23 protein-coding genes are annotated in these 22,786 nt (G+C 69.1%); 15 read left to right on the top strand and 8 right to left on the bottom strand.

Features of this window, described 5'->3' with window-relative positions:
* The first annotated feature begins 60 nt into the window (after positions 1-60).
* From ACQP2T_RS07450 to ACQP2T_RS07460, 3 genes are read left to right on the top strand one after another with little or no spacing between them, the layout of a single operon-like run.
* Positions 61-618, top strand: a complete 558-nt coding sequence (locus ACQP2T_RS07450) for a YceI family protein (RefSeq protein ID WP_433515459.1) — start codon at positions 61-63, stop codon at positions 616-618.
* Positions 619-660: 42 nt separating this feature from the next.
* On the top strand, positions 661-1,263 hold the full coding sequence (locus ACQP2T_RS07455; protein ID WP_433515460.1) for a dihydrofolate reductase family protein: 603 nt from the start codon (positions 661-663) through the stop codon (positions 1,261-1,263).
* Between the two features lie 4 nt (positions 1,264-1,267).
* A complete protein-coding gene (locus ACQP2T_RS07460) occupies positions 1,268-1,855 on the top strand; it encodes a dihydrofolate reductase family protein (RefSeq protein ID WP_433515461.1) in 588 nt (195 codons plus the stop codon).
* Between the two features lie 339 nt (positions 1,856-2,194).
* On the opposite strand, the gene ACQP2T_RS07465 is transcribed toward ACQP2T_RS07460, so the two are convergent.
* Together ACQP2T_RS07465 and ACQP2T_RS07470 are read right to left on the bottom strand one after the other, a co-directional pair.
* On the bottom strand, positions 2,195-3,553 hold the full coding sequence (locus ACQP2T_RS07465) for an erythromycin esterase family protein (protein WP_433515462.1): 1,359 nt from the start codon (positions 3,551-3,553) through the stop codon (positions 2,195-2,197).
* A 124-nt stretch (positions 3,554-3,677) separates the two neighbouring features.
* Positions 3,678-4,832: a cytochrome P450 gene (locus tag ACQP2T_RS07470; protein ID WP_433515463.1), complete on the bottom strand. Its 1,155-nt coding sequence runs from the start codon at positions 4,830-4,832 to the stop codon at positions 3,678-3,680.
* Positions 4,833-5,032: 200 nt separating this feature from the next.
* Here ACQP2T_RS07470 and ACQP2T_RS07475 point away from each other — a divergent pair, with 200 nt between their 5' ends.
* From ACQP2T_RS07475 to ACQP2T_RS07485, 3 genes are all read left to right on the top strand, one after another.
* Positions 5,033-5,503: a MarR family winged helix-turn-helix transcriptional regulator gene (locus ACQP2T_RS07475; RefSeq protein WP_433515464.1), complete on the top strand. Its 471-nt coding sequence runs from the start codon at positions 5,033-5,035 to the stop codon at positions 5,501-5,503.
* Between the two features lie 105 nt (positions 5,504-5,608).
* Positions 5,609-6,520, top strand: coding sequence for an aminoglycoside phosphotransferase family protein (locus ACQP2T_RS07480; protein ID WP_433515465.1), 912 nt, complete (start codon positions 5,609-5,611; stop codon positions 6,518-6,520).
* A 42-nt stretch (positions 6,521-6,562) separates the two neighbouring features.
* Positions 6,563-7,441 carry a phosphotransferase enzyme family protein gene (locus tag ACQP2T_RS07485; protein WP_433515466.1) on the top strand — a complete coding sequence of 293 codons (879 nt, stop codon included), beginning with the start codon at positions 6,563-6,565 and terminating at the stop codon, positions 7,439-7,441.
* A gap of 15 nt (positions 7,442-7,456) precedes the next feature.
* Here the strand turns inward: ACQP2T_RS07485 and ACQP2T_RS07490 are convergent, their stop codons facing one another.
* From ACQP2T_RS07490 to ACQP2T_RS07500, 3 genes are all read right to left on the bottom strand, one after another.
* Positions 7,457-8,296 (bottom strand): hypothetical protein, encoded by an 840-nt coding sequence (locus ACQP2T_RS07490; protein ID WP_433515467.1) that lies wholly within the window; start codon positions 8,294-8,296, stop codon positions 7,457-7,459.
* 146 nt (positions 8,297-8,442) lie between these two features.
* Positions 8,443-9,006, bottom strand: coding sequence for a hypothetical protein (locus tag ACQP2T_RS07495; RefSeq protein ID WP_433515468.1), 564 nt, complete (start codon positions 9,004-9,006; stop codon positions 8,443-8,445).
* Positions 9,007-9,136: 130 nt separating this feature from the next.
* Positions 9,137-9,487, bottom strand: a complete 351-nt coding sequence (locus ACQP2T_RS07500) for a hypothetical protein (RefSeq protein ID WP_433515469.1) — start codon at positions 9,485-9,487, stop codon at positions 9,137-9,139.
* 228 nt (positions 9,488-9,715) lie between these two features.
* Here ACQP2T_RS07500 and ACQP2T_RS07505 point away from each other — a divergent pair, with 228 nt between their 5' ends.
* On the top strand, positions 9,716-10,636 hold the full coding sequence (locus tag ACQP2T_RS07505; RefSeq protein WP_433515470.1) for an alpha/beta fold hydrolase: 921 nt from the start codon (positions 9,716-9,718) through the stop codon (positions 10,634-10,636).
* On the top strand, positions 10,633-11,292 hold the full coding sequence (locus ACQP2T_RS07510; RefSeq protein ID WP_433515471.1) for a TetR/AcrR family transcriptional regulator: 660 nt from the start codon (positions 10,633-10,635) through the stop codon (positions 11,290-11,292). The genes ACQP2T_RS07505 and ACQP2T_RS07510 overlap by 4 nt, the downstream gene beginning before the upstream one ends.
* A gap of 32 nt (positions 11,293-11,324) precedes the next feature.
* On the opposite strand, the gene ACQP2T_RS07515 is transcribed toward ACQP2T_RS07510, so the two are convergent.
* Positions 11,325-12,257 (bottom strand): LysR family transcriptional regulator, encoded by a 933-nt coding sequence (locus ACQP2T_RS07515; RefSeq protein WP_433515472.1) that lies wholly within the window; start codon positions 12,255-12,257, stop codon positions 11,325-11,327.
* 251 nt (positions 12,258-12,508) lie between these two features.
* Between ACQP2T_RS07515 and ACQP2T_RS07520 the strand changes: the two genes are divergently transcribed.
* From ACQP2T_RS07520 to ACQP2T_RS07540, 5 genes are all read left to right on the top strand, one after another.
* Positions 12,509-13,696: an MFS transporter gene (locus tag ACQP2T_RS07520; RefSeq protein WP_433515473.1), complete on the top strand. Its 1,188-nt coding sequence runs from the start codon at positions 12,509-12,511 to the stop codon at positions 13,694-13,696.
* A gap of 28 nt (positions 13,697-13,724) precedes the next feature.
* Positions 13,725-14,483, top strand: coding sequence for an ArsR/SmtB family transcription factor (locus ACQP2T_RS07525; protein ID WP_433515474.1), 759 nt, complete (start codon positions 13,725-13,727; stop codon positions 14,481-14,483).
* A 109-nt stretch (positions 14,484-14,592) separates the two neighbouring features.
* Positions 14,593-15,762 (top strand): MFS transporter, encoded by a 1,170-nt coding sequence (locus ACQP2T_RS07530; RefSeq protein ID WP_433515475.1) that lies wholly within the window; start codon positions 14,593-14,595, stop codon positions 15,760-15,762.
* A gap of 81 nt (positions 15,763-15,843) precedes the next feature.
* Positions 15,844-16,968, top strand: a complete 1,125-nt coding sequence (locus ACQP2T_RS07535; protein WP_433515476.1) for an NAD(P)/FAD-dependent oxidoreductase — start codon at positions 15,844-15,846, stop codon at positions 16,966-16,968.
* 25 nt (positions 16,969-16,993) lie between these two features.
* A complete protein-coding gene (locus tag ACQP2T_RS07540; protein WP_433515477.1) occupies positions 16,994-17,734 on the top strand; it encodes a hypothetical protein in 741 nt (246 codons plus the stop codon).
* A 19-nt stretch (positions 17,735-17,753) separates the two neighbouring features.
* Here the strand turns inward: ACQP2T_RS07540 and ACQP2T_RS07545 are convergent, their stop codons facing one another.
* On the bottom strand, positions 17,754-18,611 hold the full coding sequence (locus tag ACQP2T_RS07545; RefSeq protein WP_433515478.1) for a polysaccharide deacetylase family protein: 858 nt from the start codon (positions 18,609-18,611) through the stop codon (positions 17,754-17,756).
* Positions 18,612-18,775: 164 nt separating this feature from the next.
* Here ACQP2T_RS07545 and ACQP2T_RS07550 point away from each other — a divergent pair, with 164 nt between their 5' ends.
* Entirely contained in the window at positions 18,776-19,801 is a 1,026-nt protein-coding gene (locus ACQP2T_RS07550; RefSeq protein ID WP_433515479.1) for a helix-turn-helix domain-containing protein, read from the top strand.
* Positions 19,802-19,870: 69 nt separating this feature from the next.
* Here the strand turns inward: ACQP2T_RS07550 and ACQP2T_RS07555 are convergent, their stop codons facing one another.
* Positions 19,871-21,400 carry a serine/threonine-protein kinase gene (locus ACQP2T_RS07555; RefSeq protein ID WP_433515480.1) on the bottom strand — a complete coding sequence of 510 codons (1,530 nt, stop codon included), beginning with the start codon at positions 21,398-21,400 and terminating at the stop codon, positions 19,871-19,873.
* Positions 21,401-21,461: 61 nt separating this feature from the next.
* Between ACQP2T_RS07555 and ACQP2T_RS07560 the strand changes: the two genes are divergently transcribed.
* On the top strand, positions 21,462-22,727 hold the full coding sequence (locus ACQP2T_RS07560) for an SMI1/KNR4 family protein (RefSeq protein WP_433515481.1): 1,266 nt from the start codon (positions 21,462-21,464) through the stop codon (positions 22,725-22,727).
* The last annotated feature ends 59 nt before the right edge of the window (positions 22,728-22,786 follow it).

Here is a 22,786-nt window from a genome sequence, read left to right on the forward strand (position 1 = left end):
GTCGCACAGATCAGTAGCCGCCCGGGCAGGGCGGGCCGCACAGAGGGAGCCCCGTACGCCATGATCACCGTCGATGCCACCCTCGCCGCCGGCACCTGGGTCGGCGATCCCGTTCATTCCGACATCTCGTTCAAGGTCCGCCACATGGGCGTCGGCAAGGTCAGGGGAACGTTCGCGCTCGCCTCGGCGGCGCTGAGCGTCGGTGAAGGCGGTGGCCGGGTGACCGCCCTCATCGACCCCGCCTCGGTGCACACCGGCAACGAACAGCGCGACCAGCACATCCGGTCGGCCGATTTCCTGGACGTGGAGAAGTACCCGCAGATCGAGTTCACCTCGACCGAGGTCCGCGGTTTCGACGGCGAGACCTTCATCCTGGTGGGCGAGTTGACCCTGCACGGTGTCACCAGGACCGTCGAGATGGAGGCCGAGTTCCTCGGCGTCGTCGACGATCCGTCCGGCGCGCTGCGGACCGGGTTCTCGGCGACCACCACCATCAGTCGCGCCGCTTTCGGCGTCGACATCCAGCTCGGCTTCGGTGCCGGCAACGTCGTGGTCGCCGACACCATTGAGATCGCCATCGAGATCGAGTTCACGACCACCGAATCGGACCCGCGATGACTCGCGTGGCACGCCGTTGGACGTACTGAAAGGATCGGAAACGTGAGTAAGACCGTGCTGTACATGTCGATGTCGGTGGACGGGTTCATCGCCGGGCCGAACGTGGCGCCGGGCAATGGGCTCGGTGACAAAGGGCATCGGCTGCATGAGTGGTTTCTGCCGGATGCCGACGCCGATCGAAGGAGAGACCTCGACCACCTGGCGGGCGCGAACCGTGAGGTCACGGACGAGGCCATGGCCACTGGGGCGGTCGTCGTCGGCCGGCGGACGTTCGAGCTCGCCGAAGGCTGGGGCGGCGACCACCACGATGGCGTGCCGATCTTCGTCCTGAGCCGCCATCTGCCCCATCCCGAGCTGCAATGGCCCGGGGTCACCTATGTAAGCGACGTCACGACCGCGATGAACATGGCCAAGGAGGCGGCCGGCGACAAGGACGTACTGGTCCACGGAGCCCGCACCGCTCGGCTGGCACTTGCCGCAGGCGTCCTCGACGAGCTGCAGATTCACCTGATCCCGGTCCTGATCGGGCAGGGTGAACCGCTCTTCGAGGACATGCCGCCCGACCACATCGAGCTCGAACTGCTCCGTGCCGTGGACGGGCCGGGTGTGGCGCACCTGCGCTACCGCGTAAGAACGGCGGGCTGAGGTGATGGCGCTCATCCGGCTGTACATGACCATGTCCCTGGACGGTTACGTCACCGGGCCGCAGGACGGCCCGGACACCCCGATGGGAATCGGCGGGTTCCGGCTTTTCAACTGGCTCGACCGGCGCAACGACCCGGGACCCAGCGGACAGGTGTACACCGAGGTGCTGGCCACCCGCGCCGTCATCTCCGGCCGCCGCACCTACGAGCACGCCGACCGCTGGCAGGGCGACCATCACGACGGCGTCCCCGTCTTCGTCCTGACCCACGAGGTGCCGGACGACCCGCCGCCGGGCAGCGTCCGCTACGTTACCGACGTCCGCGAGTGCGCCGCACAGGCTCGCGCGGCGGCCGGGGACGGCGACGTGATGGTGCACGGTGCCGGGGCGGCGCAGGCGCTGCTGCGGGCAGGGCAGCTCGACGAGCTCGAACTACACGTCGTACCGGTCCTGCTCGGGCGGGGGCGCCGGCTGTTCGACGACCTGTCGGCCGAGCACATCGAACTCGACCCCATCCGCCGGTTGACCACTCCGCAGGTCGGGGAACTCACACAGCACGTCATGCACCTGCGCTACCGCATCCGCCGCCCGTGACCTGCGAAGTCCCTCCGCCTCGTCGGGCGTGCGCCCCGTCGTCCAGGGAGTGACGCTGAGAATCCTCTCGGCCAGGGGGATCGTGAAGCTCCCGTTCGTGGATCGGACCGGTGCGAGCACCCCGGGAAAGCCTGTCACCGCGAGCTCGGACGCCGCCGCGTATGCGCCCTCGAACAAGTCGGGGGTTCGATGCCCGCCCGGCACCGACCGCCAGGGCACTTGCCAGCACAACGGTTCGGCGTCCAGAGAACAAGCTGACAGTCCCCTGAATTCACCGCGCCTGGCTGATGCCGGGCTGGGGAGACGAGCGGGTGTGTCTCGCCTGTCTCCCCGGAGACGTCACGGCAGCAGTGTGGCGGCCTTGACCTTGTGCAGGTGGATCAGGATGTCGAAGGACTGGCCGAGGGCGGCCTTGGTGGCCTGGTCGGGTGACCAGAAGCCGCCACCGATCAGGCGGGTGGGGCGGGGTTCGGCGAGCCAGGTTCTGGCCGCCTGCGGGGTGGCGCGGGTGTCGATGATGAAGTCGCGGTAGCGGACCTGGTCCAGGACGTACTCGTTGTAGTCGCTGTCGGCCGCCGCGACCGAGCCCTTGCAGGTCAGGGGCCGCTCGGCTGGGGTGGAGCCGGCCGGGCACTCACCCTTGTCGAGGGTGAAGTTGTAGCCGCCCTGGTCGAAGCTGGTGCCGACGGTGACGAAGCGGTTGCCGAGGCGTTCGCGCAGGACGCCGCCCATCGGGGCGGGGACGAACATGGTGTCGATCGGGGTGTAGCTGATGTGCGCGTTCAGCCCGGACATCTGGATCTTGTGGCCGGTCGTCTTGTTCCACCAGACGACGTTGTCGGCCAGCGCGGTGTCCCGGTACTCCTGCGCTTGCCGGCGTCCCTCGGCAGCGGCCTGGTCGAAGGCGAAGTCGGTGAAGGTCTGCGACAGGGCGCGGGCGTGCTGTACCGCCCATTGGTAGTCGTCGCCGCCGGGCTTCTGCCGCTGGAGGAGTTCGAGGGCCTCGGTGGCGCGGCGGGCGTTGTCCTTGCGGGTCTCCAGTGGCTGGGACAGGGCGATGCCCATGTACTGCCCGGCGTTCGGGGTGGTGGGCCGTAGCCCGTCGTACAGCTTGGTGAACTCGGGTGTCAGGTCGGGGTGGTGCTTGGCGACGTAACCGAGGACCTTGTCGAACAGGACGTCGCCGGGATAGAGCAGGTCGGCGCCCATGAACTGGACCTTCGCCTTGTGGGTGGTGTTGTAGGAGCGCATCCAGGTGATCAGGCCGAGGAACTCGCGGTTGTTGAACAGGGCGTAAGGGCCGGTGACCTCGTCGTGCAGGATCTGCCGTGGGTCGCCCTTGCCGTGCAACACGTAGTCGTTCAGCCGTACGCCAGTGCTCCAGCTCAGCTCCCGGGCGAAGGTGGTGAACCCCTTCTCCGTCACCAGGTAGCGGAACAGCCGGTGGTTGAGGGTGTAGAACTCGGCGGTGCTGTGCGTGGCCTCCCCGACACCGACCACCTTCGCACCCGCCACCATCGCGCCGAACGCGTCCAGGTCGCGCAGGCCACCCAAGGGTGAGGTGGTGACGAGAGGCTTGGCCACCGCGTTGAGCGCGGTCACGACGGCGCCCGGGGTGTCGGCGGTCGCGGCGGGGCCGATGGCGGTGGTGAGCGCGAGGCCGAGAACGAGTGCGCCGCCCCAGGTCTTGGTGTGCATATGGTGTCCCGTCGCGTGAGTGCGTGTTGTTGACGGGGGTAAGCCTCGGCGGGAGCGCTGACAGTACGGCGACAGTCCGCTGACGATGATCGAGAGACGCCGGCACAAAATACGGCTGTCTATTTCACCGCAGGTTCACCGGGAGAGCGGTCAGCCGGCTTCCCTGTATGCCGCCGAGGTCGACCTGCTGGAGTTCGGAGATCGGCACCGCGAGGCGTGCGTCGGGGAAGTCGGCCCGTAGGACCGCTACGACCGCGCTCAGCTCGAGTTGAGCCAGTTGCGCACCGGTGCAGTAGTGAGGACCGGCGCCGAAGGTGAGGTCCGGCCCGATCGACCGGCCGGGATCGGTGTTGATGCCCTGGATGTCGATGAGCACGGGGGAGTGGGCCGGGAGCCGTACCCCGGCGAGATCGATGTCGGCGGAGGTGAACCGCCAGAGGCTGAAGGGTGCGGGCGCGTGCAGGCGCAGCGTCTCCTTGACGAACTCCTCGATGGTGGTCTCCCGCGCTGAAGCGCCGTCGGAGTCGAAGACGTGGGCGAGCAGGAATCCCAGTGAGGGGTCGGTGGTCAGCTGCCCGGCGTAGATCAGTGTGAAGATCAGGTAGTGCAGTTGTTCCTCGGTGAGCTCGTCGGGGACCCGTTCGCGTAGCTCGGTGGCCAGGCCAGGCCGGGCGTCGCTGAGCGCGGCGGCGGCCAGCTGCCCGAAGGCGGCCATCGCCGCCTCCACCTCCTGGGGATCGGCGCTGTGCATGCCCCGGCAGGCCGTGATGGCCTGGTCGATCCGGTCGAGTGGCACGCCGAGCACGTCGCAGACCACGGTGAGAGGGAACCGAGTGGTGAAGTCGGCCATCAAGTCGACCGTTTCACCGGTCGCGGCGAGCTCGGTGAGCTGATCGCGGGCGAACCCGGTGATCCGTTCGGCATAGTCCCGCATCCGCCGGGCGGTGAAGAGCGGGGCGTGCGCTCGGCGCAGCCGCGTGTGCGCCGGGCCGTCGAAGGTGGTCAGTGACGGCTGCGCGGCGGCAGTCGGTTCCAGACCCGCGGTACGCGGGTCCCAGTGCGCCGGTGCGTATGCGGGGTCTTTCACGATGTGGGGGTGTACCAGGGCTTCCCGGGCGAGAGTGTCGTCGGTGATGATCCATACCGGGCCGCCGGCTGGGGCGTCGGCCTGGACGATGGGACCGGTGGCGCGCAGGGCGGCGCGGACGGGATGGGGTTCGCCGATCCCGCGGACGGTGACGGCGAACGGGTCGACGGTGGCACGGGGCGCGTCGGTCATCGAGTCTCCATGGGGTGGTCCGAATCGGATGGTGAGGCAGGCGTCCTAGCCGATCGCGGCCAGAACGACGGCGGCCGTACGCCTGACCAGGGTCGATCTATGAGATAGAATGACTGCGTAGCACAGTAACTGCGCCGCGCAGTGAATCTACCACGAACTTCGCTGCGCGACGCAGCGAAATGGAAGGGATGGGTGTCGCGATGGCGGAGCCGGCGGCGGGCAGGGAGGCGCTACTTGCCGAGGTCACCACGGACGTGGTGCCCAGCTGGGCGATCTTGGTCGTCCAGCTCAACAGTCTTGTCGCCGAGCGGCTGGGCGTCACCGACACCGACGTGCAATGCCTGTTCGTGCTGGGCCGTCACGGTCCGACAACACCCGGCGTCCTGGCCAAGCACGTGAACCTCACCACCGGATCGGCCTCGCGCATGATCGACCGGCTCGTCGCCGCAGGCTGCGTCCGACGGGTGGCCGACCCCCACGACCGCAGGCGGGTGCTCATCGAACCCACCCAGGAAGGCCTCGACCGGGTCAGCGCCGCCTACTCAGGACTGATCGCCCGTACACGAGACGACCTCGGCGACTTCGACGACGCGGAGCTCGGCACCATCGTCCGCTTCATGAAAACGGCCGAGCGCAGCACCGCCGCCGAGATCCACCGACTCCAAACATGATCGTGTTTGGCTAGGGTGGAGATATGTTTTGACGCTTGCCCGGAAGTCGGGCACCCCCATGGCCTCCTTCGTATCCCGAACAATCCACGAAGGAGACAACCTGCCATGAACACGTTCATCCCTGCCGCGTTCGCCGCGTCGTACGGCAACAACAACCCGACCGCCCGTGCCTGGATCGCCGAGTTGCCCCGGCTGGCCGCGGACTTCCTCGACCGCTGGACGCTGCGGCAGGACGGCCCCGCAGCACACGGCATGGCCTCGCTCGTGCTGCCGGTGATCCGCGCGGACGGCGCTCCCGCGGTGCTGAAATTGCAGCAAGCGAGCGAGGACAACGCCGGCGCCGCCCTCGGCCTGCGGGTATGGAACGGCAACGGCATCGTGCACCTGCTCGACCACGACCTCGACACCGGCACCATGTTGTTGGAGCGGCTGGACGCGGCCCGGCCGCTGTCATCGGTGGTTGACGACGATGCCGCCATGCGGATCCTCGCCGAGCTGATGGCGCGCCTGGTCGCGGTGCCCGCCCCGCCCGGTCTGCGGCATCTGTCCGACATCGCCGCCGCCATGCTGGACCAGGTTCCACGCGCTGTGTCGGCGTTGCGCGACCCGGCCGAGCGGCAGCTGGTACGCACCTGCGCGTCCGCCGTGGCCGAATTGATCGGCGAATCCGGAGACCGCCTGCTGCACTGGGACCTGCACTACGGCAATGTCCTCGCCGGGCAACGGGAACCATGGCTGGCCATCGACCCCGAACCGCTGGCCGGCGACCCCGGGTTCGACCTGTGGCCGGCGCTGGACAGCCGATGGGAGGAGGCGGTCGTGGCGACCGGCGACGTGACCCGTACGGTCCTGCGCCGCTTCGACCTCCTGACCGAGGCGCTCGGCCTGGACCGGCAGCGGGCGACCGGGTGGACACTTGGCCGCATCCTGCAGAACGCCTTGTGGGACATCGAGGACGGCAAGACCACGCTGGAACCGGCCCAGGTCGTCCTTGGCATGACTCTGCTGCACCGGTGATGTCGCGCCACGCCCCTGCCCGCAAGCCGAACGGAAGTACGGATGATCTACGTCAAGACGCCCCTTACGCGTGAGATCCGCGAAGCCGTGGCCCTGACCTGGGGCGTCACGGAAGAGGGGGAGGGTGAGCGGTTGCACGGCGGGGAGGAATCCGCCGCCTACCGCCTCGACGGGCACGTCATCCGCGTCGGCCCGGCGTGGCGCGCCGCCGCCGAGTCGGAGTGGTGCCACTCGATCGCCCGGCACGCCGCCGCCGCCCTCCCTGAGGCGGTCGCCCCGCTGCCGACCGCCGAAGGGGCGACGGTCATCGTCGTGGACGGCCGCCCGATCTCCTGCTGGCCGTACGTCGAGGGTGCCTGGCCGGACTCCGACATCCCGGCCCAACGCGCGGCCGGTGCCCGTCTGCTGGCCAGGCTGCACAGATCCCTGGCCGGCTTCCGCCCCGGTCCGCGCCCGGTGCCCGCCTTCCAGGAGTCCGGCCTGTACGGCGATGCGCCCCAGGACGCCGCTGAGCTGGCCGACCCCGACCTGGACCGCTGGCTGGCCGCCTTCCACGCCGAGCACCCCGTGCGCCACCCCCTGCACGGCGACTACTACACCGGCAACACCCTGGCCAGGGACGGCCGGATAGTGGCGGTTCTCGATTGGGACGAGACCTTCGTCGGCGCCCCTGAGCTGGAGCTGGCCGCCGCCGCCCTGGAATGGGGCGACGACCTGGCCGGGCCGAGCGAGGAGTTCGTGGCCGCGTACCACGAGGCGGGCGGCACGGCAGCCCGCCTGGACGAGGAGTCACTTGCTCAGCTCGTCAGGCACAAGCTCCGCAGGGAGTACGCCTACTTCCACAAGGGGGTGACGCATGACGAGGAGGACATCGAATACCACCGCGCCCGGGTGGAGCTGTTCCACCGGCTGCGCCCCTGACAGCAGGATGCGGGGCTAATTCCAGGCGCCAGGCACCCCGTAGGGCACCTTGCCCTCGAGTTGCTCCTGGTCGAGCACCTCGCCTCTCAGCGGCAGCAGAACGGTGACCTCCCGTCCCCAACCGGAGTAGCGGGTGTCCGACTCGACGCGGAGCACGGAACCCTTCCAGTGGTGCAGGACGCCCCTGGCCGTAACCCGCTCCACCAGTCCGGCCGCACTCAGCCGGAGGGTGTAGGAGATGGTGCTGACGGGCCTGCTGATGGAGTAGCCACGGAAGCGAGAGGCGAAGGAACTGGATACCTTAACCAGCTTGTCGGCCTTGATCGTGCCCTTCACCAACCCGTCCCGCCAGGACGTGCGGTGGGCCAGCAGCGCCTTGAGCGTGGCGGGCTCCAAGACCTCCAGCGGCGGGTTGCTGACAGGCAGATCGGTGGCGGAGTAGCGCACCCAGTTCGTGCCCTGTGGCAGCGCGTCGGCGAACTGGGGCCCTGAGACGTAGTCGTCGTAGCCTGACGAGATCACCCTCAGAGGCATCTCTTCCAGGGCGGCGTCCTCCGCCATGCCGAGTTTCTTCAGGCCGCTCATCATCGTCTTGCTGAACCGCAGGCGCTGGGACGTATCAGCGGCCGTCTCGCCTCGCGGTCCGAACCCGACCGTGCCGTCCACGTCCTGGGTGTAGTAAAAGCCGCGACCCTGATCAACCTTTGTGGTGGACACGATGTTGACGCCCTTGCCGCGGGTCAACGCGGCTTGGAGCGCCTTTACCGGGTCGACCCTGGGCGCTGCCTGCGCGGGGGTGGCGACGAGCTGTGCCAGTCCCGCGATCAGGATTGCCCCCACGACGGTCCGCTTCATCACGATCCCCTGGAAATTGGTCGGAGGGACGATCAATCTCGTGCATACGAGATCAACTGTCAAACCGAACCCGCGATTCATGAGATGACCTCGATGGGCATGCCGGAATCGGAGAGCTGTGCTGCCTGTGGCTTGTGGGGCCGCCGTTAACAATTGAGAGTGGCGGTGGTCTGGGGCCGGCCCGAGTCGGGATCCAAGGCCACGGGGAACGTCCGCCCGTCGGCCACCCGGATCTCAACCGAACTCGGCCCCGTCCATTTGACCGAGTCGAAGGTGTCGTCGGGGACGTCGTCGTTGAAGCAGCCGAGATGCCACTCCCTGCTGAGCAACCCGCCGTCATTGCGGACGCTGAGCGACATCACCATGTCCGGCCCGAGACCCGCCATCGACTGCTGGAGCCGGATCCTGTACGGGGGCGGCCCGTCGATGAAGCCGACCTCCTCGGTAGAGGAGAACCCGATGGTGAGCAACCCTCCGAACAGCGCGACACTCGCACCGAGCCCGGCAAGGATGACGATCACGACGCGTAGCCACATCCACCGCAGCCCGACGGTGGCCAACGCCATCAGGAGGCAGGCCAGCACGCCGAGCGCGAATGGATGGTTCAGATGTTCCCTTAAGAGCACGAGGTCAGAGTCGTGGAAGTACACCAGAGCCGCGAGACCGCCCACGCAGAGCGAGGCGGCCAGCAGCGCGAGTGAGCGAGACATCGTCAATCCCATCGGTGGGGGCCACCGAGATCATGGCAGCGCCGCGGCGCCGTAACCGCAATTGCGCGGAATATCCACAAAACCCGCACAGACTCCGAGGCGGCACTCTCGCGGCCCGCCGAGGTTCTTCTCAGGTCCCGAAATCACGAACCCGAAGTGACCCGGTTCCGTAGTCCGGACCACTGAGGCTGTCGTGGGCCCTTGCCCACGCTTGGTCGAAAGCGTCGAGAGTCAGCGGCTCGGGGTCATGCCCTTCCCACTCATGGACGGGTTGCTCGGCTATGCGGTCATAGACGGCTCCGTATCGTGCGACTTCTCCGCTCTCGAAAGCCGTCTGCCATTCGGCCAGGGAGGCGGCGGCGAAAGGCTGTTCGTCGGGGCCGCGGAATTCGATCTGCCGGGTCACCCAGCCTTCGTCGTCGGCCTCGATGTAGAACCAGGTGTCCTCGTCGGCCCAGTGGCTGCGGAACCAGTGCGTCATCGTGGCATTCCTCCTGGGGCGAGTGGGAGGGCATGGAGCTTCCCGATATCGGGGCTCGTTCTGGAGGCCGAGCATGCCGGCGGCTCGGGAAAGCACGGCTTTCATTTCCGGGATCACCGAATACCAAACCCGTCACAGCGATCTTCAGGTTCGCCTGTTTCACCAGGTCATCCACTCTCCTGTGAGGCGGCTGGACCGAAGCTGCTGTCATGCATCTACACTGTAGACATGGACTACAGCGTAGACAGCACGAACACGGCGAGCGGCATGGTGGAAGCGCCCGGAGCGCGGTTGCACGTCGAGCGGACCGGCGACGGACCCCCACTCCTCCTGATCTCCGGAGGCGGCGGCGACGCCGGCATGTACGCGGACGTGATCCCGCTCCTGGCCCGGAGCTTCACCGTGATCGCCTACGACCGGCGCGGCAACTCGCGCAGCCCGTTCACCGATCCCGGCGCCTCGATCACGGTTGCCCGGCAGGCTGACGACGCGGTCGCAGTCCTCGACCACTACGGCCTGGAGCGCGCCTTTGTCTTCGGCAACAGCGCGGGCGCGATCATCGCCCTGGAGATGGTGATCGGGCACCCGGATCGCCTCCTGGGCGCGGTGGTGCACGAGCCGCCGCTGGTACAACTTCTCGCTCCCGACAGCCCCGAACGGCGCGAGATCGAACACATCGGCAGCCTCGCCCGAGATGGCCATCTGATGCGTGCATACGCGGCCTTCGGCGCGATGACGCTGCCGGACCCGCCGCGCGTGTTCCTGTCGCCATCCGGCCAAGCCACGATCGCCGCCGCCACTCACCTCATGCTTGCCGCCGACGGTCTGGTACGAAAGATCACCCGACGTACGCCGGACGTGATGACCCGCCAGCTCCGCAACGCCGAGCTGACCCTGCGCCGCGAACTGCCCGCGTTCTGCTTCGACTACCAGCCGGACCTGACCGCGCTGGCCGCCACCACGGCGCCCTGGTGCCCGGCCACTGGCCGCGACAGTGTCGGCAAGCCGTACCACGCGCCCGCACACCTGCTGTCTGGGCGCCTTGGCGTACCCTGCCAGGAGTTCCCCGGCGGCCACGTCCCGTTCATGCAGCACCCGGACGAGTTCACCACGACGCTCACGAAGATCCTGGAGGGCTTCCAGCCATGACGGCCGACCCCAGCCCACCGGTCAGGTTGCCAGAGCCGCCCACCCGGCCCACCCTCACCCGCGAATACCTCGCCGCCGCGGCGCTCGCCCTGATCGACGCCCATGGCCTGCGGAAATTCTCCATGCGCAAGCTCGGCACCGCCGTCGGCTTCGACCCGATGGCCGTCTACCGTCACTACGACGACCAGGAGGACCTCTTCGACGGCGTTGCCGAGACGCTGTTCACCGAGGTCGGCGTCGACACTCTGCCCTGGGACGGCCCCTGGCGGGAGCTGGCCCAGAACTACTGCCTGCGCCTGCGTGACACACTCCTGCGCCACCCCCACGCCGTGCCACTGTTCGCCACCCGCCCGGTACGTTCACCAGCCTCCATCGACACCGGCGTGAAGATGCTCACCAAGCTCAGCGACGCCGGCATCCCTCCGGCACAGGGCTTGCGCATCATCCGCTGCCTGCGAGAGTTCACCATCGGCCACACCCTCGCCATCGCCGTGACCAAGCTCGGCGCCGACCAGCGCAGTCGCAAACCTCAGCCCGGCAGCCCCGGCTACAACCTGCTCGCCGAGGCCGCCGACGCCACCACCCTCGACGACCACTTCGAGACGGGGCTCACCGCGATACTGAGTGGCTTCGAACAGTCCACCCGCATGCGCTGACGCGTCTCGACAGTGCCGGACGGCTGACGTGATCAGGTGGCCACCCGCTGAGGCACCCCCGTCTCCGCGACCGCCATGGCCGTACGGACGAAGGCGGCGACGGCCGGCGAGCGTGCCTCTTGTGGCCAGGCGACCGACAGCGTGATCGGCTCAAGGTCGGCGACGGCGCGGTAGGCGATCTCGGGCCGCGGGTAGCGCCGTGCGATCGAGGCCGGGAGGAACCAGACGATGCTCCCCAGCTCGACCAGCTTGAAGATCTGTGTCATGTCCATGGCGCTGTGCTGGGACGCGGTCACGAGCCCGTGGTGCGGGAGCTCGCCGTCGCGCCGGGCGGCAGACGCGTACGGAGGCGGGAATTCGCCCTGGTCGGCGGGGCCTCCGCCGGGGAGCCTGCGGCCGGCGAAGTCGGCCAGCCGCAGGTGTGACCGGGCGGCCAGCGGGTCGGCCGCCGCCAGGGCGGCCAGGCGGGGCTCGGTCAGCAGCGGCTGGTGGTCCAGGCCGCGGTCGTCGAAGGCGCCGGTCACCAGCGCGACGTCGGCCCGGCCGTCGCGCAGCGCCGGGGCCTGTTCTCCCCGTCCGCCGAGCACCAGCTCCACCGCGAGCGCCGCGTCCTCGCCCTGGTAGGCGGAGAGGATCCGGGGCAGCAGCCCGGCGTCATGGTCGGCCTTGAGCGCGAGTCGCAGCCGCGGCTCGGGGCGGCCCGCGTGCCGGGCGCGCCGACCGGCCGCGGTGATCGCGTCGAGGGCGGTCCGCGCGTCCCGCAAGAAGATCTCTCCCGACGTGGTGAGTGCGACGTGACGTGTGGTCCGCTCAAGGAGCCGCACGCCCAGGTGGCGCTCCAATGTCTGGATCGCCCGGGACAGCGGCGGCTGCGCCATGCCCAGCCGCTCGGCCGCCCGCCCGAAGTGCAACTCCTCCGCGACCGCCACGAAGTAGCGGAGCTGGCGCACCTCCAGATCATTCATATCCGCAGGGTATCAATGGTGATCCGATCGGTCCTTCAGGTTCACGTCGGCGCCGGGTTGACTGAGCCCCGCCGACGGGTTCTGCCGGCCAGCTTCGCTCTGGTCGCATGTCAGCACATTTCCCCCCCGAACGATCTGTCATGGAGATTCATGATCGTCATTACGGCCTCCGCCTGCCCGCTCGGCCGGCGGATCGACTACGACCTAGCGTCAATCAGGAACGCCGCGCGCACCGAGCCGGCTGGGGAAGCATGAGAGGGCTCACCGGGGGATGGCAAGGGTACGCGGCGATCCTGGCGTTCGGGACCTTCGCCGTGGGCACGGACGCCTTCGTCATCGCCGGCATCCTCCCCGAGATCGCCCGTTCGCTGGACGTCGGCGTGGCCGCGGCCGGCCAGCTCGTCACGGTCTTCTCCATCGCCTACGCCGTGCTGGCCCCGGTGCTGGCCACGCTGACCGCGGGCTGGTCGCGGCGCGTGGTGCTGCCCGCCGGGCTGGTGCTGTTCGCCGTGGGCAACGTGATCACCGCGTTGGCGCCCTCGTACGGCCTGGTGCTGGTGGCACGGGTGTTCGCCGCGGGCGGTGCGTCGCTCTACGCGGCGACCGCCAGCGCGACCGCGGCGGCGCTCGCCGGAGAGGAGCGTCGCGGCCGGGCCATCGCGATCGTCATGCTCGGACTCACGTCATCGCTGGCACTCGGCGCCCCGCTGGGCACCGCGGTGGGCGCGGCGCTCGGCTGGCGGGCCACGATGTGGCTGGTCACGGCGTTGGCCGCGGTCGTGGTCCTGATCATCGCCGGTCGCCTGCCCGACGTCGGCCATGGCCCGGCCGGCGGCCTGCGGCAGCGGCTCGCCCCGCTCGCCGACCGGCGGGTGCTCGGCGTGCTCGTCACCACGGTCGTGGCCTTCACCGGGATCTACGTCCCCTACACGTACCTCAGCGCCGTGTACGAGCCGGCCACCGGCGGTCAGGGCGGCCGATTGGCCGTGTTGCTGCTGGTGTTCGGGGTGGGCGGCACGATGGGGAACCTGGTGGCCGGGCACTTCACCGACCGTCGCGGGCCCCGCCGCGTCGTGATCGCCGGCACGTTGCTCCTCGCCGCCGTCTTCCTCTTGGTGCCGGCGCTGCGCTTCTCGTACGCGATGGCGCTGCCGGCGGTCGCGGCCTGCGGCGTGTTCTCCTTCACGGTCACGACGCCGCAGCAGCACCTGATCATGGGGTACGCCCCGCCGGGCACGCAGCCGATGGTCGCCTCGCTGAATCAGTCCGCGCTGTACCTGGCGGTCTCGTTGTCCGGCGCGGTCGGCGGGATCGCGCTCGACGCCGCCGACGCCGCGCTTCTCCCACCGCTGGCGGCGGTGCTCGTCGTGGCCGCGGCCGGCCTCACCTGGTGGTACGGCCGAGCGGACGCACGCGGGCGGGCTCCGGCAGCGAGGTGATGCAGGCAAATACCTGCATAATGGAGGCGTGAGCCTCGAAGCGAGAGCGATGGACTCGGTCTTCAAAGCGCTGGCCGACCCCACCCGCCGACTCCTGCTCGACCGTCTGCGCGAGCACAACGGCCAGACACTGCGCGAGCTGTGCGAACGCCTGAACATGGCGCGCCAGTCAGCGACACAGCATCTCGACATCCTTGAGCGGGCCAACCTCGTCACCGTCGTACGACGCGGACGGGAACGGCTGCACTACCTCAACCCGACACCGATCCATGAGATCGAGGAGCGCTGGATCTCGGGGTTCGACAAAGCGATTGGTGACATCAAGTACGCCATGACCGAAGTGCCCACCTACGTCTATGTCACCTACATCCGCGCGAGCGCCGAGCAGGTGTGGCAAGCCCTGACGGACGCGGACCTGACAGCGCGATACTGGGGACACGCCAACGTCTCGGACTGGCGGCCGGGCTCGACCTGGGAGCACCGGCGCGCCGACGGATCAGGCGTCATCGATGTCGTCGGCCGAGTGATCAAGGCCGAACCCCCGACGCGCCTGGTCATCACCTTCGACGATGAAGCGCCGAGAGAGCCGTCGATCGTCACCTTTCTCGTCGAACCCCACCAGGACATCGTCCGCCTCACCGTGACCCACGAGAATCTCCCCGACCAGGAGACGCTCACCGGCATCTCGCAGGGATGGCCGGCCGTGCTGGCGAACCTCAAGTCGCTGCTGGAGACCGGCGAGATCCTTCCGCAGGCGCCATGGGACATGAACAGCACGCACGCCTGAGGCCGAAGCCGCAAGGGTGATGGTCGAGTCTGAAACGTGCCAGTATCAGCGGCTTCATGACTGCTTGGGTGGGTGTCCCAGTCCACGTACACCTGCCTGAACGGGAACCATGTCAACCACCACCCTGGCCCCGCCACGCCCGCCCCTCATCAGCTGGCTCGCGGTCACCTCACTCATGCTGGGCATCTTCGCCATCGTCACCAGCGAAATCCTGCCCATCGGCCTGCTGACCGCCATCGGCGCCGACTTCGGCATCTCCGACGGCACCACGGGGCTGACCATGGCCCTGCCCGGCATCGTCGCCGCGGTCGCCGCACCCGCCGTCACGCTGACCACCGCGCGTCTGGACCGCCGGGTGATGCTGTGCGTCTTCATGGCGGTGCTCGCCGTGGCCGACGTGCTGGCCGCCGTGGCGACCTCCTACTGGGTGATGCTGGTCTCCAGGGTGCTCGTCGGCCTCACCATCGGCGGCTTCTGGTCGATCGGGGCCGGGCTGGCCGGCCGTCTGGTGCCGCCGCGCGCCGTGGGCACCGCCACCGCGGTGATCTTCTCCGCCGTGCCGCTGGGCTCCGTGCTCGGCGTACCGGCCGGAACCTTCATCGGCGACCTCGCCGGCTGGCGAACCGCGTTCCTGGCTCTGGCCGCGCTGGCCATCCTGGTCCTGGCCGCCCTGGTGATGTTGCTGCCGCCGCTGCCCGCCCACCAGGTCACCAGCCCGCGCGTCCTGCTCGACCTGCTCCGCGCCCGGGGCGCCGGCATCGCCCTGCTGGCCACCTTCCTTATCGTCTTGGCCCACTTCGGCACCTACACCTACGTCACGCCGTTCCTCCAGAACGTCACCGGCCTGTCTCCCGTGGTGGTCAGCGCAGTCCTGCTGGCGTACGGCATCGCCGGAATCGCCGGTAATTTCCTGGCCGGCAAGGCCATCTCCACACGTCCGCGAGCCGCCTTCGTGACCTGCGGCTGTCTGATCGCGGCCACCACCCTGCTGCTGCCCTCGGTCGGCGGCGCAACCGTGGGCGCCGTGGTGCTGCTCGTGGTCTGGGGCCTGGCCTACGGAGGCGTGCCCGTCTGCTCGCAAGCATTGTTCATCGCCGCCGCCCCGCGCGCGCCCGAAGCCGCCACGGTCGTCTTCACCTCCTCCTTCCAGGCGACGTTCGCCCTCGGTGCGTTCGTCGGCGGCCGCGTCGTCGACGCCTTCTCGGTCTCCACCGTGATGATCTGCGGTGGGCTGGCCGCTCTGCTGATGGCGGTATTCCTATGGTCCAGAACCCCCTGAGTGTGGCGGCCACGTGGAGATACAGGGCAGGTAGCGTGCAAACGGGCGTATGGGTGAGCCGCCGCGCCTACCGTCGCAGGTATGCAGGCCGTCGATGTACTGGTCGTGGGCGCGGGTCTGGCCGGGCTGCGCACAGCCCGCTCACTCGCGCGACGGGAACTGAAGGTGATGGTGGTCGACCGCCGCAGGTCGCTGTCAGCGGGCATCCGTACGACGGGGATCTTCGTACGGCGTACCCTCGACGACTTCGACCTGCCGGACCATCTGCTCGGGCCCGGTATCCGGGACGTGCTGCTGTATCCGCCGTCGCGACGGGCACCGATCCGGCTCACCAGTGACCGCGACGAGTACCGCGTGGCCGACATGGCGGCCGTCTACGAGCACGCGCGCAGCGCCGCGGAGTCGGCCGGGGCGCGGGTCCTGCTGGGCGTACGGTATGTCGGCGCGACGAGAGGTTTGGTGCGGTTCGCAGATGCGGACCCGGTGACGGCCCGGTTCATCGTCGGCGCGGACGGCGCCCGCTCCCGGGTGGCCCGTGACCTCGGTCTCGATGTCAACCGGCGCTCCCTGCTCGGTGCCGAGATCGTGCACCCGATCGCGTCCGGCACGGCCACCCCGGCGTTCCACTGCGTGCTGGACCCCCGGGTCGCTCCCGGGTATCTGGGGTGGGTCATCGACGACGGTCAGCACGCGCATGTCGGCGTCGCGGGATATCCGGCCGCGATGCGCACCGGCGTTCGTCACCTGCTGGACGCGTTCGCGGCGGACGCGCCCGGCCGTGCGGCGCCGACCGGGCCGGTCGAGCGTCGAGGCGGTCCGATCCCGGTCGGTGGTGTGCTGCGACGCCTGGCGTGCCCCGCCGGGCTGCTCGTCGGCGACGCGGCGGGCGCGGTGTCGCCGCTGACGGCGGGAGGGTTGGATCCCTGCCTACGCATGTCCGAGTGGGCCGCGGCGGTCGCCGCCGGGTACCTGCGCACCGGGGATCAAAGCGTCTTGAGCCGGTACGACGGGGGCGCGTTGCGGGCCCGGTTCCGAGGCCGCCTGTTGCTGCGCCGTGTGTTCGCCGGCATCCGATCTCCCGCCGCGGCAGAGGCGGTGGTGACGCTGCTACGTGGTCGTGCCGGTCGGGCTTTGGCGGCGCGCGTCCTGTTCGGAGACGGCTCATTTCCCGATGTCCTGGCGGGCAGGGCCGTGCCCCGTTTGTGATCCGGCTCCGGCATCATCGCTGACCATGAAGAAAATGATCACTGCTTTGGCGGCCGGCGCCGCCCTGTCAGCCGCTTTATCGGCGGTTGCCGTACCCGCCCAGGCGGCCACCAAGGACCCCGTCAGCGCGCTGAAGGCCCAGCTCGTACCCGGGCACGGCGTGCGCTTCACCGAAACGGTCGCCTGGTCGGACGGCACGGACGAGAGCGAGATCCAGGACCGCAAGGGCGTCTTCCAGTTCGACAAGAAGGGCGTCGCCGCGTTCGACATCAACATCCACTGGGACGACGACACCTACGGGCGGCAAAGGGCCGTCGGGATCGGCAACATCACGTACCACACCGGCGGTGTCATGCCCATGGTGCTCCCGGAGGGCAAGACCTGGTACAAGGTCAAGGGGTACGGAGTGCCCGACTCCTACGGCCAGATTCTCAACCCGGCCGAGCCCAAGACCATGGCCGCACTGATCAAGCACGGCAAGTCGACGAAGAACTCCGTCACCGGCACGATCACCTTCAAGGACCTCAAGCAGGCCTCGGCCTGGTGGGCGGGCGCGAAGGCGCCCAGCTCGTTCGACAGCACGAAGGTCTTCTACACCCTCACGCTCACCTCGGGGGGCCTGGTGAGCAGGGTGCAGAGCAAGTTCACGGCTACGGAGGCCGGGCGACAGGCCATGATCGCCGTGGACAGCCGCTACAGCGGGTGGGGCGCGAAGGTGTCGGTCAAGGCGCCGGATCCCGCCAAGGTGACCACCGACTTCCGCTGACCCCCACTCCCTCTCGGACTCAGCGTCCTGGGAACCCGGCGTAGTGCTCGGCGATCTCGTCGCTGGTCGTCAGCCATACGTCGGGGCGGCTGGCGACGTACTCGAGCGCCTGATCGAGGTACTTCGCCCGGAACGCCTGGCCGATCACGAACGGGTGCAGCGCCAGCGCCATGACGCGCCCGCTGTCCGCGGATTCGGCACAGAGCTGGTCGACCTGGTCCTTGACCATCTGGACGAAGTCGCCGCCGCTCCTGCCGTGCATGGTGAAGATGCCCAGGTCGTTGAGTTCGAGTGAGTACGGCACGCTCAGCATTCCCGGGACGTTCAGCCGGTACGGCTGGTCGTCGTTGGTCCAGTCCAGCACGTAGCTCAGGCCGAGCTCGGCGAGCAGGGACGGCGTCTGGAACGTCTCGGTGAGCGCGGGACCCAGCCAGCCGCGCGGCCGCCGTCCCGTGGCCTTCTCGATGGTGTCGACGACCTCGGTCAGGTAGGCGCGCTCGTCGTCGACGTCGGCCTGGAGGGTGGAGTTGTTCTTGCCGTGGGCCAGCCACGCCCAGCCGCGGGCGTTGCCCGCCTCGACGATCTGGGGGTACTGCTCGCACACGTCGGCGTTGAGCAGCACGCTCGCCCGGATGCCGTGCCGGTCGAGTGCCTCCATCACGCGCCAGATCGCCACCCGCGGTCCGTAGTCGCGCCAGCCGTAGTTGAGCGGATCCGGTACGAGGGTCGCGGTCGCCTCGTTGATGCTCGTGGACGGGCGGTCGATCATGAAGTGCTCGACGTTCAGGCCCACGTAGAAGGCGACGCGGGCACCGCCCGGCCAGCGGATCGGTTCGCGGCCGACGATGGGGCTGTAGTCGAACAGGGTGTTCTGCATGGTGTTCCTCCCAGGGGGCTGCCTGTCCACGAAGGTAGAAGCCCGAGGTGCGGGTCAGGAGGGCCGGAGGCGTCACGAGGAGGGCCGAAGGCGCCATCTCCGTTGCGACATATCCCGCTTTTCGGTTATGTCATACCAACCGTCCTTGGGAGATGGATCACGCGATGCACGACGACAGCGCCGTGAAGGGCACCGTCTCGCCCCACCTGGCCCGCCTGCTGGTCCGTGCGGGCATCGCGACGGGCCTGGATCGGTCGCGCCTGGTCGGCGTACCCGGCCTGGCCGTACTGGACGAGGACGGGATCCGCATCCCCACCGCCACCATCCTGCGGATCTGGGAACTGGTCTCCGGACCGGTGTGGGAGGCGGGCGGCAGCGACAAGGTCATGGAGCTGTGGCGACCAGGCGCGCTGGGTGTGTGGGACTACCTGTTCTCGGTGTCGAGCACCCTCGGCGACGCGTTTCGCCTGGCCGGCCGCCGTTTCACGGCCATCGCCGACCCGGCCGACCGGCTCACGGTCACCCGTCACGATGGCGGGGTGACCGTCGCTTGGGAGGGCCCGTACCGCGACTACCCCGAATACGCGATGATCGCGGAGTTCGTGCCGTACATGCTGCTCATGCTGGCCGGCTCGGGGGCCGGTCGGCGGCTCACGCCGGTGTGGGTGGGGCTGCCGCGCCGCCCGGCGACCGCGCCCGAGCGCCTGGTCGCGCTGTACGACACCAGGCGCGTCGAGTACGAGGCCGCCCACCCGTCGATCACGTTCGCCGAGGCCGACATCGCCGCGCCCCTGCCGCGCGCCGATCCCGCGCTCGCCGCGATCCTGGACAACCACGCGCAGCTGTCCACGGCGGCCGCCCGTCCGGTGCGGGGCTGGCTCGACCGCTTCCACGCCGCGCTCGAGTCCGCGGTCGCCGACGGCCCGCCGGGCCTCGACCAAGTGGCCCGGCGGCTGGCCATGAGCCCCCGTACGCTCCAGCGCCGCCTGCGCGACGAGGGCAGCAACTGGCGAGAGGAGCTGGAGAAGCTGCGCCAGCGACGGGTGGACCGTCTGCTGCGGGAAACCACGCTCAGCGTCGAGTCCATCGCCGCGCGGGTCGGCTTCACCGACCCCCGGGCCCTACGGCGAGCCATCCACCGCTGGTACGGCCACGGACCGGCCGCCATCCGCGCGAGCGGCCCGACATAAGCGATCAAGCGGCCAACCCCAGGTCGGGGTGCAACTCGATCTCCTTCGGGGCGAGGTGGGTGACGGGTCTCAGCCGAAGCCGTTGGGGCAGAGGAAGGCTCTGATGGCGCTCGGCGCGCTCTTGACGAGCGCCGACTCGTTCTCCAGCGAGCAGAAGTCACTGCCGATCTCGGCGTTGACGAATTGGGTCGCGTTCCGCTTCGCGACCAGGTCGATGCCGCCGACGCTCGGGGAGTCGAGTTCGGCCGCCACCCAGTAGCCCACGCACCGCTTGCGGGCGACCCTGGCGTCCTGCGGCAGGCCGCCGTTCAGCGTGGCGGCCTGTCGGAGGATCGAGCTCGCGGACGCGCACGGGACGCTGGTGGCCGAGCGGCGTGTGGTAGGGGACGCGCTCGCCTTCTCTGTTGTGGCGGGCGTTTCCTCAGGGGTCTCCGTCTCCTCAGGGGCCTCCGTCGTCTCCTCGGGAGTCGGGGTCGGGGTCTCCGTCGTCTCCTCGGGGGTCGGGGTCGTGTCCGGCGTCAGGTTCTCCGCGGGCGTGGACGCGGGAGGATCGCTCAGGCTCCGGAGTGCCGCCGGTATCCCCTCCGAGCCCACCCAGACCAGCGCGCCGATGGCCACGACCGTCGCCAGGACGGCGGCGGCCGGCCACAACGGCACGCGTTTGGCAGGCGGTGATACCGGCGGCGGCATGACGACCGTGCCCGACCTGGGTGGGGGCGGCATGGGGGTCGTGCCCGCCGTGAGTGGGATCGTGCCCGCCGTGAGTGGGGTCGTGCCCGATTTGAGTGCGGTGACCTGGGCGAGCAGCTCGTCCGCGGTGGGCCGGGCCGTCCGGTCCTTGGCGAGCGCGCTTCGTACCAGGTCTCGGACCTGCGCGGGCACCCCGGACAGGTCGGGATCGACGCTCATGACGCGGTAGGCGAGGACGTCGGGCGCTCCGGTGCCGAACGGTGGGCGCCCCGTCGAGGCGTACGCCATCAGCGCGCCCCAGGCGAAGACGTCGGCGGCGGCGTCCGCCTCGTCGCCCCGGTACTGCTCAGGGCTGATCCAGCCGGGGGAACCGATCAGCGCGCCGGTGCCCGTGAGGCCGCTCTCGTCGAGGGCTCGGGCGATGCCGAAGTCGAGGACCTTCGCGCCGGACTCGGAGAGGATCACGTTCCCGGGTTTGAGGTCGCGGTGCACGATGCCGGCATGGTGGATGTCGGTGAGCGCCTCGGCGATGTCCACGCCGAACGAGAGCAGCTCGTCCGGCGGTAGTGGCGCGTTCTCCTGTACGTACGCGCTGATCGTCGGGCCGGGGACGAACTCGGTGGCCAGCCAGGGAGGCGTCGCGGCGGTGTCGGAGGCCACTACCGAGACCGTGCAGCGCCCGCGTACCCGGGACAGGAGATCGACCTCGCGGACGAAGCGGGCGAGAAACTGCGGATCAGCGGCTAACCCCGGATGGATGACCTTGACCGCGACCCGGGCGCCGTCGTCCGCGACCCCCGCGTAGACCACGCCCATGCCGCCGGCGCCCATCCGGCCCACGATCCGGTATGGACCGATCGCCTCGCGCTCGTCCTTCACCAGAGGGCCGAAGCCGCCGGGGTCACTCATCGAGGCTCCGCTCGCCGGATCATCGCAACGGCAATGATCCTAATGACAGGTGCCCGGGTGTGTGCGCTCGCCCTCGGAGCGTGATCGTCGGCAGGGCGACCGTGGGCGGAGTCGTCATCCGCCTAGATCAATTCCGGGTAATCTGCCGGACATGCGGCGATTGATCACATCCCGCGGGCTATGGCTCGCGCTTTTGGCGGCCATAGCGGCAGCGGCGATCGTGGTGATCGCGCGCTCTCGACGGCGCCCGGTCCAGCGGGCTTCCGATTCCATTTCGATCCCGCTCCGGAGCGAGAAAGCGCAGTGGCCGCCGGCTCCGATCCTCGGCACTCCCACCGCTGAGGATCTCCAGCGCTATGGCGCCGGAAAGCCCTCCCTCTTCGACCGCCCCACGTTCACCAAGTTCTTCGAACGCGGCGAGCCAAGGCAACCGCTGGACGCCGCCACCCGCCGTCGCCTGACTCGTTGGGGCGTCGCCGGATTCGCGATTCTCATGCTGGCTCTCGGTACCCAAGTCCTTGAATCCGCGGTCTTCTCCGAGCCTTCATCTGAGGTGACTTGGGGGCCATGCCTTGAGAGCCCCTCGGACAGCGGTACGGCCTGCACGTTCGCCGGAAACGAGGAGGAGCACGGTTCGGACGCCGATTACGTGTCCCAGCAGTCGGCGGAGAGTGAGGAAACGCAGGCCCGTCCCGACGCGGACTGCCGGCCCGTGGGCGCCGAACCGCGCGTACGGAAAATCAACATGAAGGTCAAGCGGGCAGTGGACCGGCAGTGGCAGCGCATCGAGGGCTGGCTGAAGACCAACGCCCCCCGGAGTTATCGCACGCTTGGTAAGCACGGAGACGCGAAAACCATCGCGGCCGCGGAGGCGTATATGGGAATGCGATTCCCCGACAGTCTGCGGGCCTCACTCCTGCGCCATGACGGGGCCGTCTACCTCAAGGACACCTGGGCCTTCGGCTTCCTGGGCAACTCGAACCTGAGCGTCCGGGAAATGCGGGAAATGTGGCGGCAGCTGTGCGATATCGACGGTGAGGAGGAAAGTGACGGGGGGTTCTCCGACCCACGATCGGAATGGTGGGACGGGCGAATGATCCCCGTCGGCGCCGACGGAATGGGCGATCACCTGGTGATCGACTCGGCGCGGAAGGACATCGGCGGCACCGATCACGAGGGCACCATGGACTTCACACCTGGAGGCGTTCGGATCCGCTCGTTCTACGCCCTGCTGAAGACCACCGCCGACGCCATGGAGAAGGGTGGCTCCATCGGCTACTGGAAGCCGAAGGTGGTCGACGGTGAGCTCGACTGGGACGTCCTCTGAGCGCCTGAGGCGAGCAATGCGCCCGGTGCGGGCATGATCGGCGACGCACCGAGTCGGAA

Source organism: Nonomuraea sp. CA-143628 (assembly GCF_050942315.1).
In the GTDB taxonomy this organism is placed as follows: Bacteria; Actinomycetota; Actinomycetes; order Streptosporangiales; family Streptosporangiaceae; genus Nonomuraea.

Bases quoted from the DNA above. Each gene is read 5' to 3' on its own strand.
- ACQP2T_RS07450 (WP_433515459.1), top strand. From the start codon at position 61: ATGATCACCGTCGATGCCACCCTCGCCGCCGGCACCTGGGTCGGCGAT.
- ACQP2T_RS07460 (WP_433515461.1), top strand. From the start codon at position 1,268: ATGGCGCTCATCCGGCTGTACATGACCATGTCCCTGGACGGTTACGTC.
- ACQP2T_RS07465 (WP_433515462.1), bottom strand. From the start codon at position 3,553: ATGCACACCAAGACCTGGGGCGGCGCACTCGTTCTCGGCCTCGCGCTC.
- ACQP2T_RS07470 (WP_433515463.1), bottom strand. From the start codon at position 4,832: ATGACCGACGCGCCCCGTGCCACCGTCGACCCGTTCGCCGTCACCGTC.
- ACQP2T_RS07475 (WP_433515464.1), top strand. From the start codon at position 5,033: ATGGCGGAGCCGGCGGCGGGCAGGGAGGCGCTACTTGCCGAGGTCACC.
- ACQP2T_RS07480 (WP_433515465.1), top strand. From the start codon at position 5,609: ATGAACACGTTCATCCCTGCCGCGTTCGCCGCGTCGTACGGCAACAAC.
- ACQP2T_RS07485 (WP_433515466.1), top strand. From the start codon at position 6,563: ATGATCTACGTCAAGACGCCCCTTACGCGTGAGATCCGCGAAGCCGTG.
- ACQP2T_RS07490 (WP_433515467.1), bottom strand. From the start codon at position 8,296: ATGAAGCGGACCGTCGTGGGGGCAATCCTGATCGCGGGACTGGCACAG.
- ACQP2T_RS07495 (WP_433515468.1), bottom strand. From the start codon at position 9,006: ATGTCTCGCTCACTCGCGCTGCTGGCCGCCTCGCTCTGCGTGGGCGGT.
- ACQP2T_RS07500 (WP_433515469.1), bottom strand. From the start codon at position 9,487: ATGACGCACTGGTTCCGCAGCCACTGGGCCGACGAGGACACCTGGTTC.
- ACQP2T_RS07505 (WP_433515470.1), top strand. From the start codon at position 9,716: ATGGACTACAGCGTAGACAGCACGAACACGGCGAGCGGCATGGTGGAA.
- ACQP2T_RS07510 (WP_433515471.1), top strand. From the start codon at position 10,633: ATGACGGCCGACCCCAGCCCACCGGTCAGGTTGCCAGAGCCGCCCACC.
- ACQP2T_RS07515 (WP_433515472.1), bottom strand. From the start codon at position 12,257: ATGAATGATCTGGAGGTGCGCCAGCTCCGCTACTTCGTGGCGGTCGCG.
- ACQP2T_RS07520 (WP_433515473.1), top strand. From the start codon at position 12,509: ATGAGAGGGCTCACCGGGGGATGGCAAGGGTACGCGGCGATCCTGGCG.
- ACQP2T_RS07530 (WP_433515475.1), top strand. From the start codon at position 14,593: ATGTCAACCACCACCCTGGCCCCGCCACGCCCGCCCCTCATCAGCTGG.
- ACQP2T_RS07535 (WP_433515476.1), top strand. From the start codon at position 15,844: ATGCAGGCCGTCGATGTACTGGTCGTGGGCGCGGGTCTGGCCGGGCTG.
- ACQP2T_RS07540 (WP_433515477.1), top strand. From the start codon at position 16,994: ATGAAGAAAATGATCACTGCTTTGGCGGCCGGCGCCGCCCTGTCAGCC.
- ACQP2T_RS07545 (WP_433515478.1), bottom strand. From the start codon at position 18,611: ATGCAGAACACCCTGTTCGACTACAGCCCCATCGTCGGCCGCGAACCG.
- ACQP2T_RS07550 (WP_433515479.1), top strand. From the start codon at position 18,776: ATGCACGACGACAGCGCCGTGAAGGGCACCGTCTCGCCCCACCTGGCC.
- ACQP2T_RS07555 (WP_433515480.1), bottom strand. From the start codon at position 21,400: ATGAGTGACCCCGGCGGCTTCGGCCCTCTGGTGAAGGACGAGCGCGAG.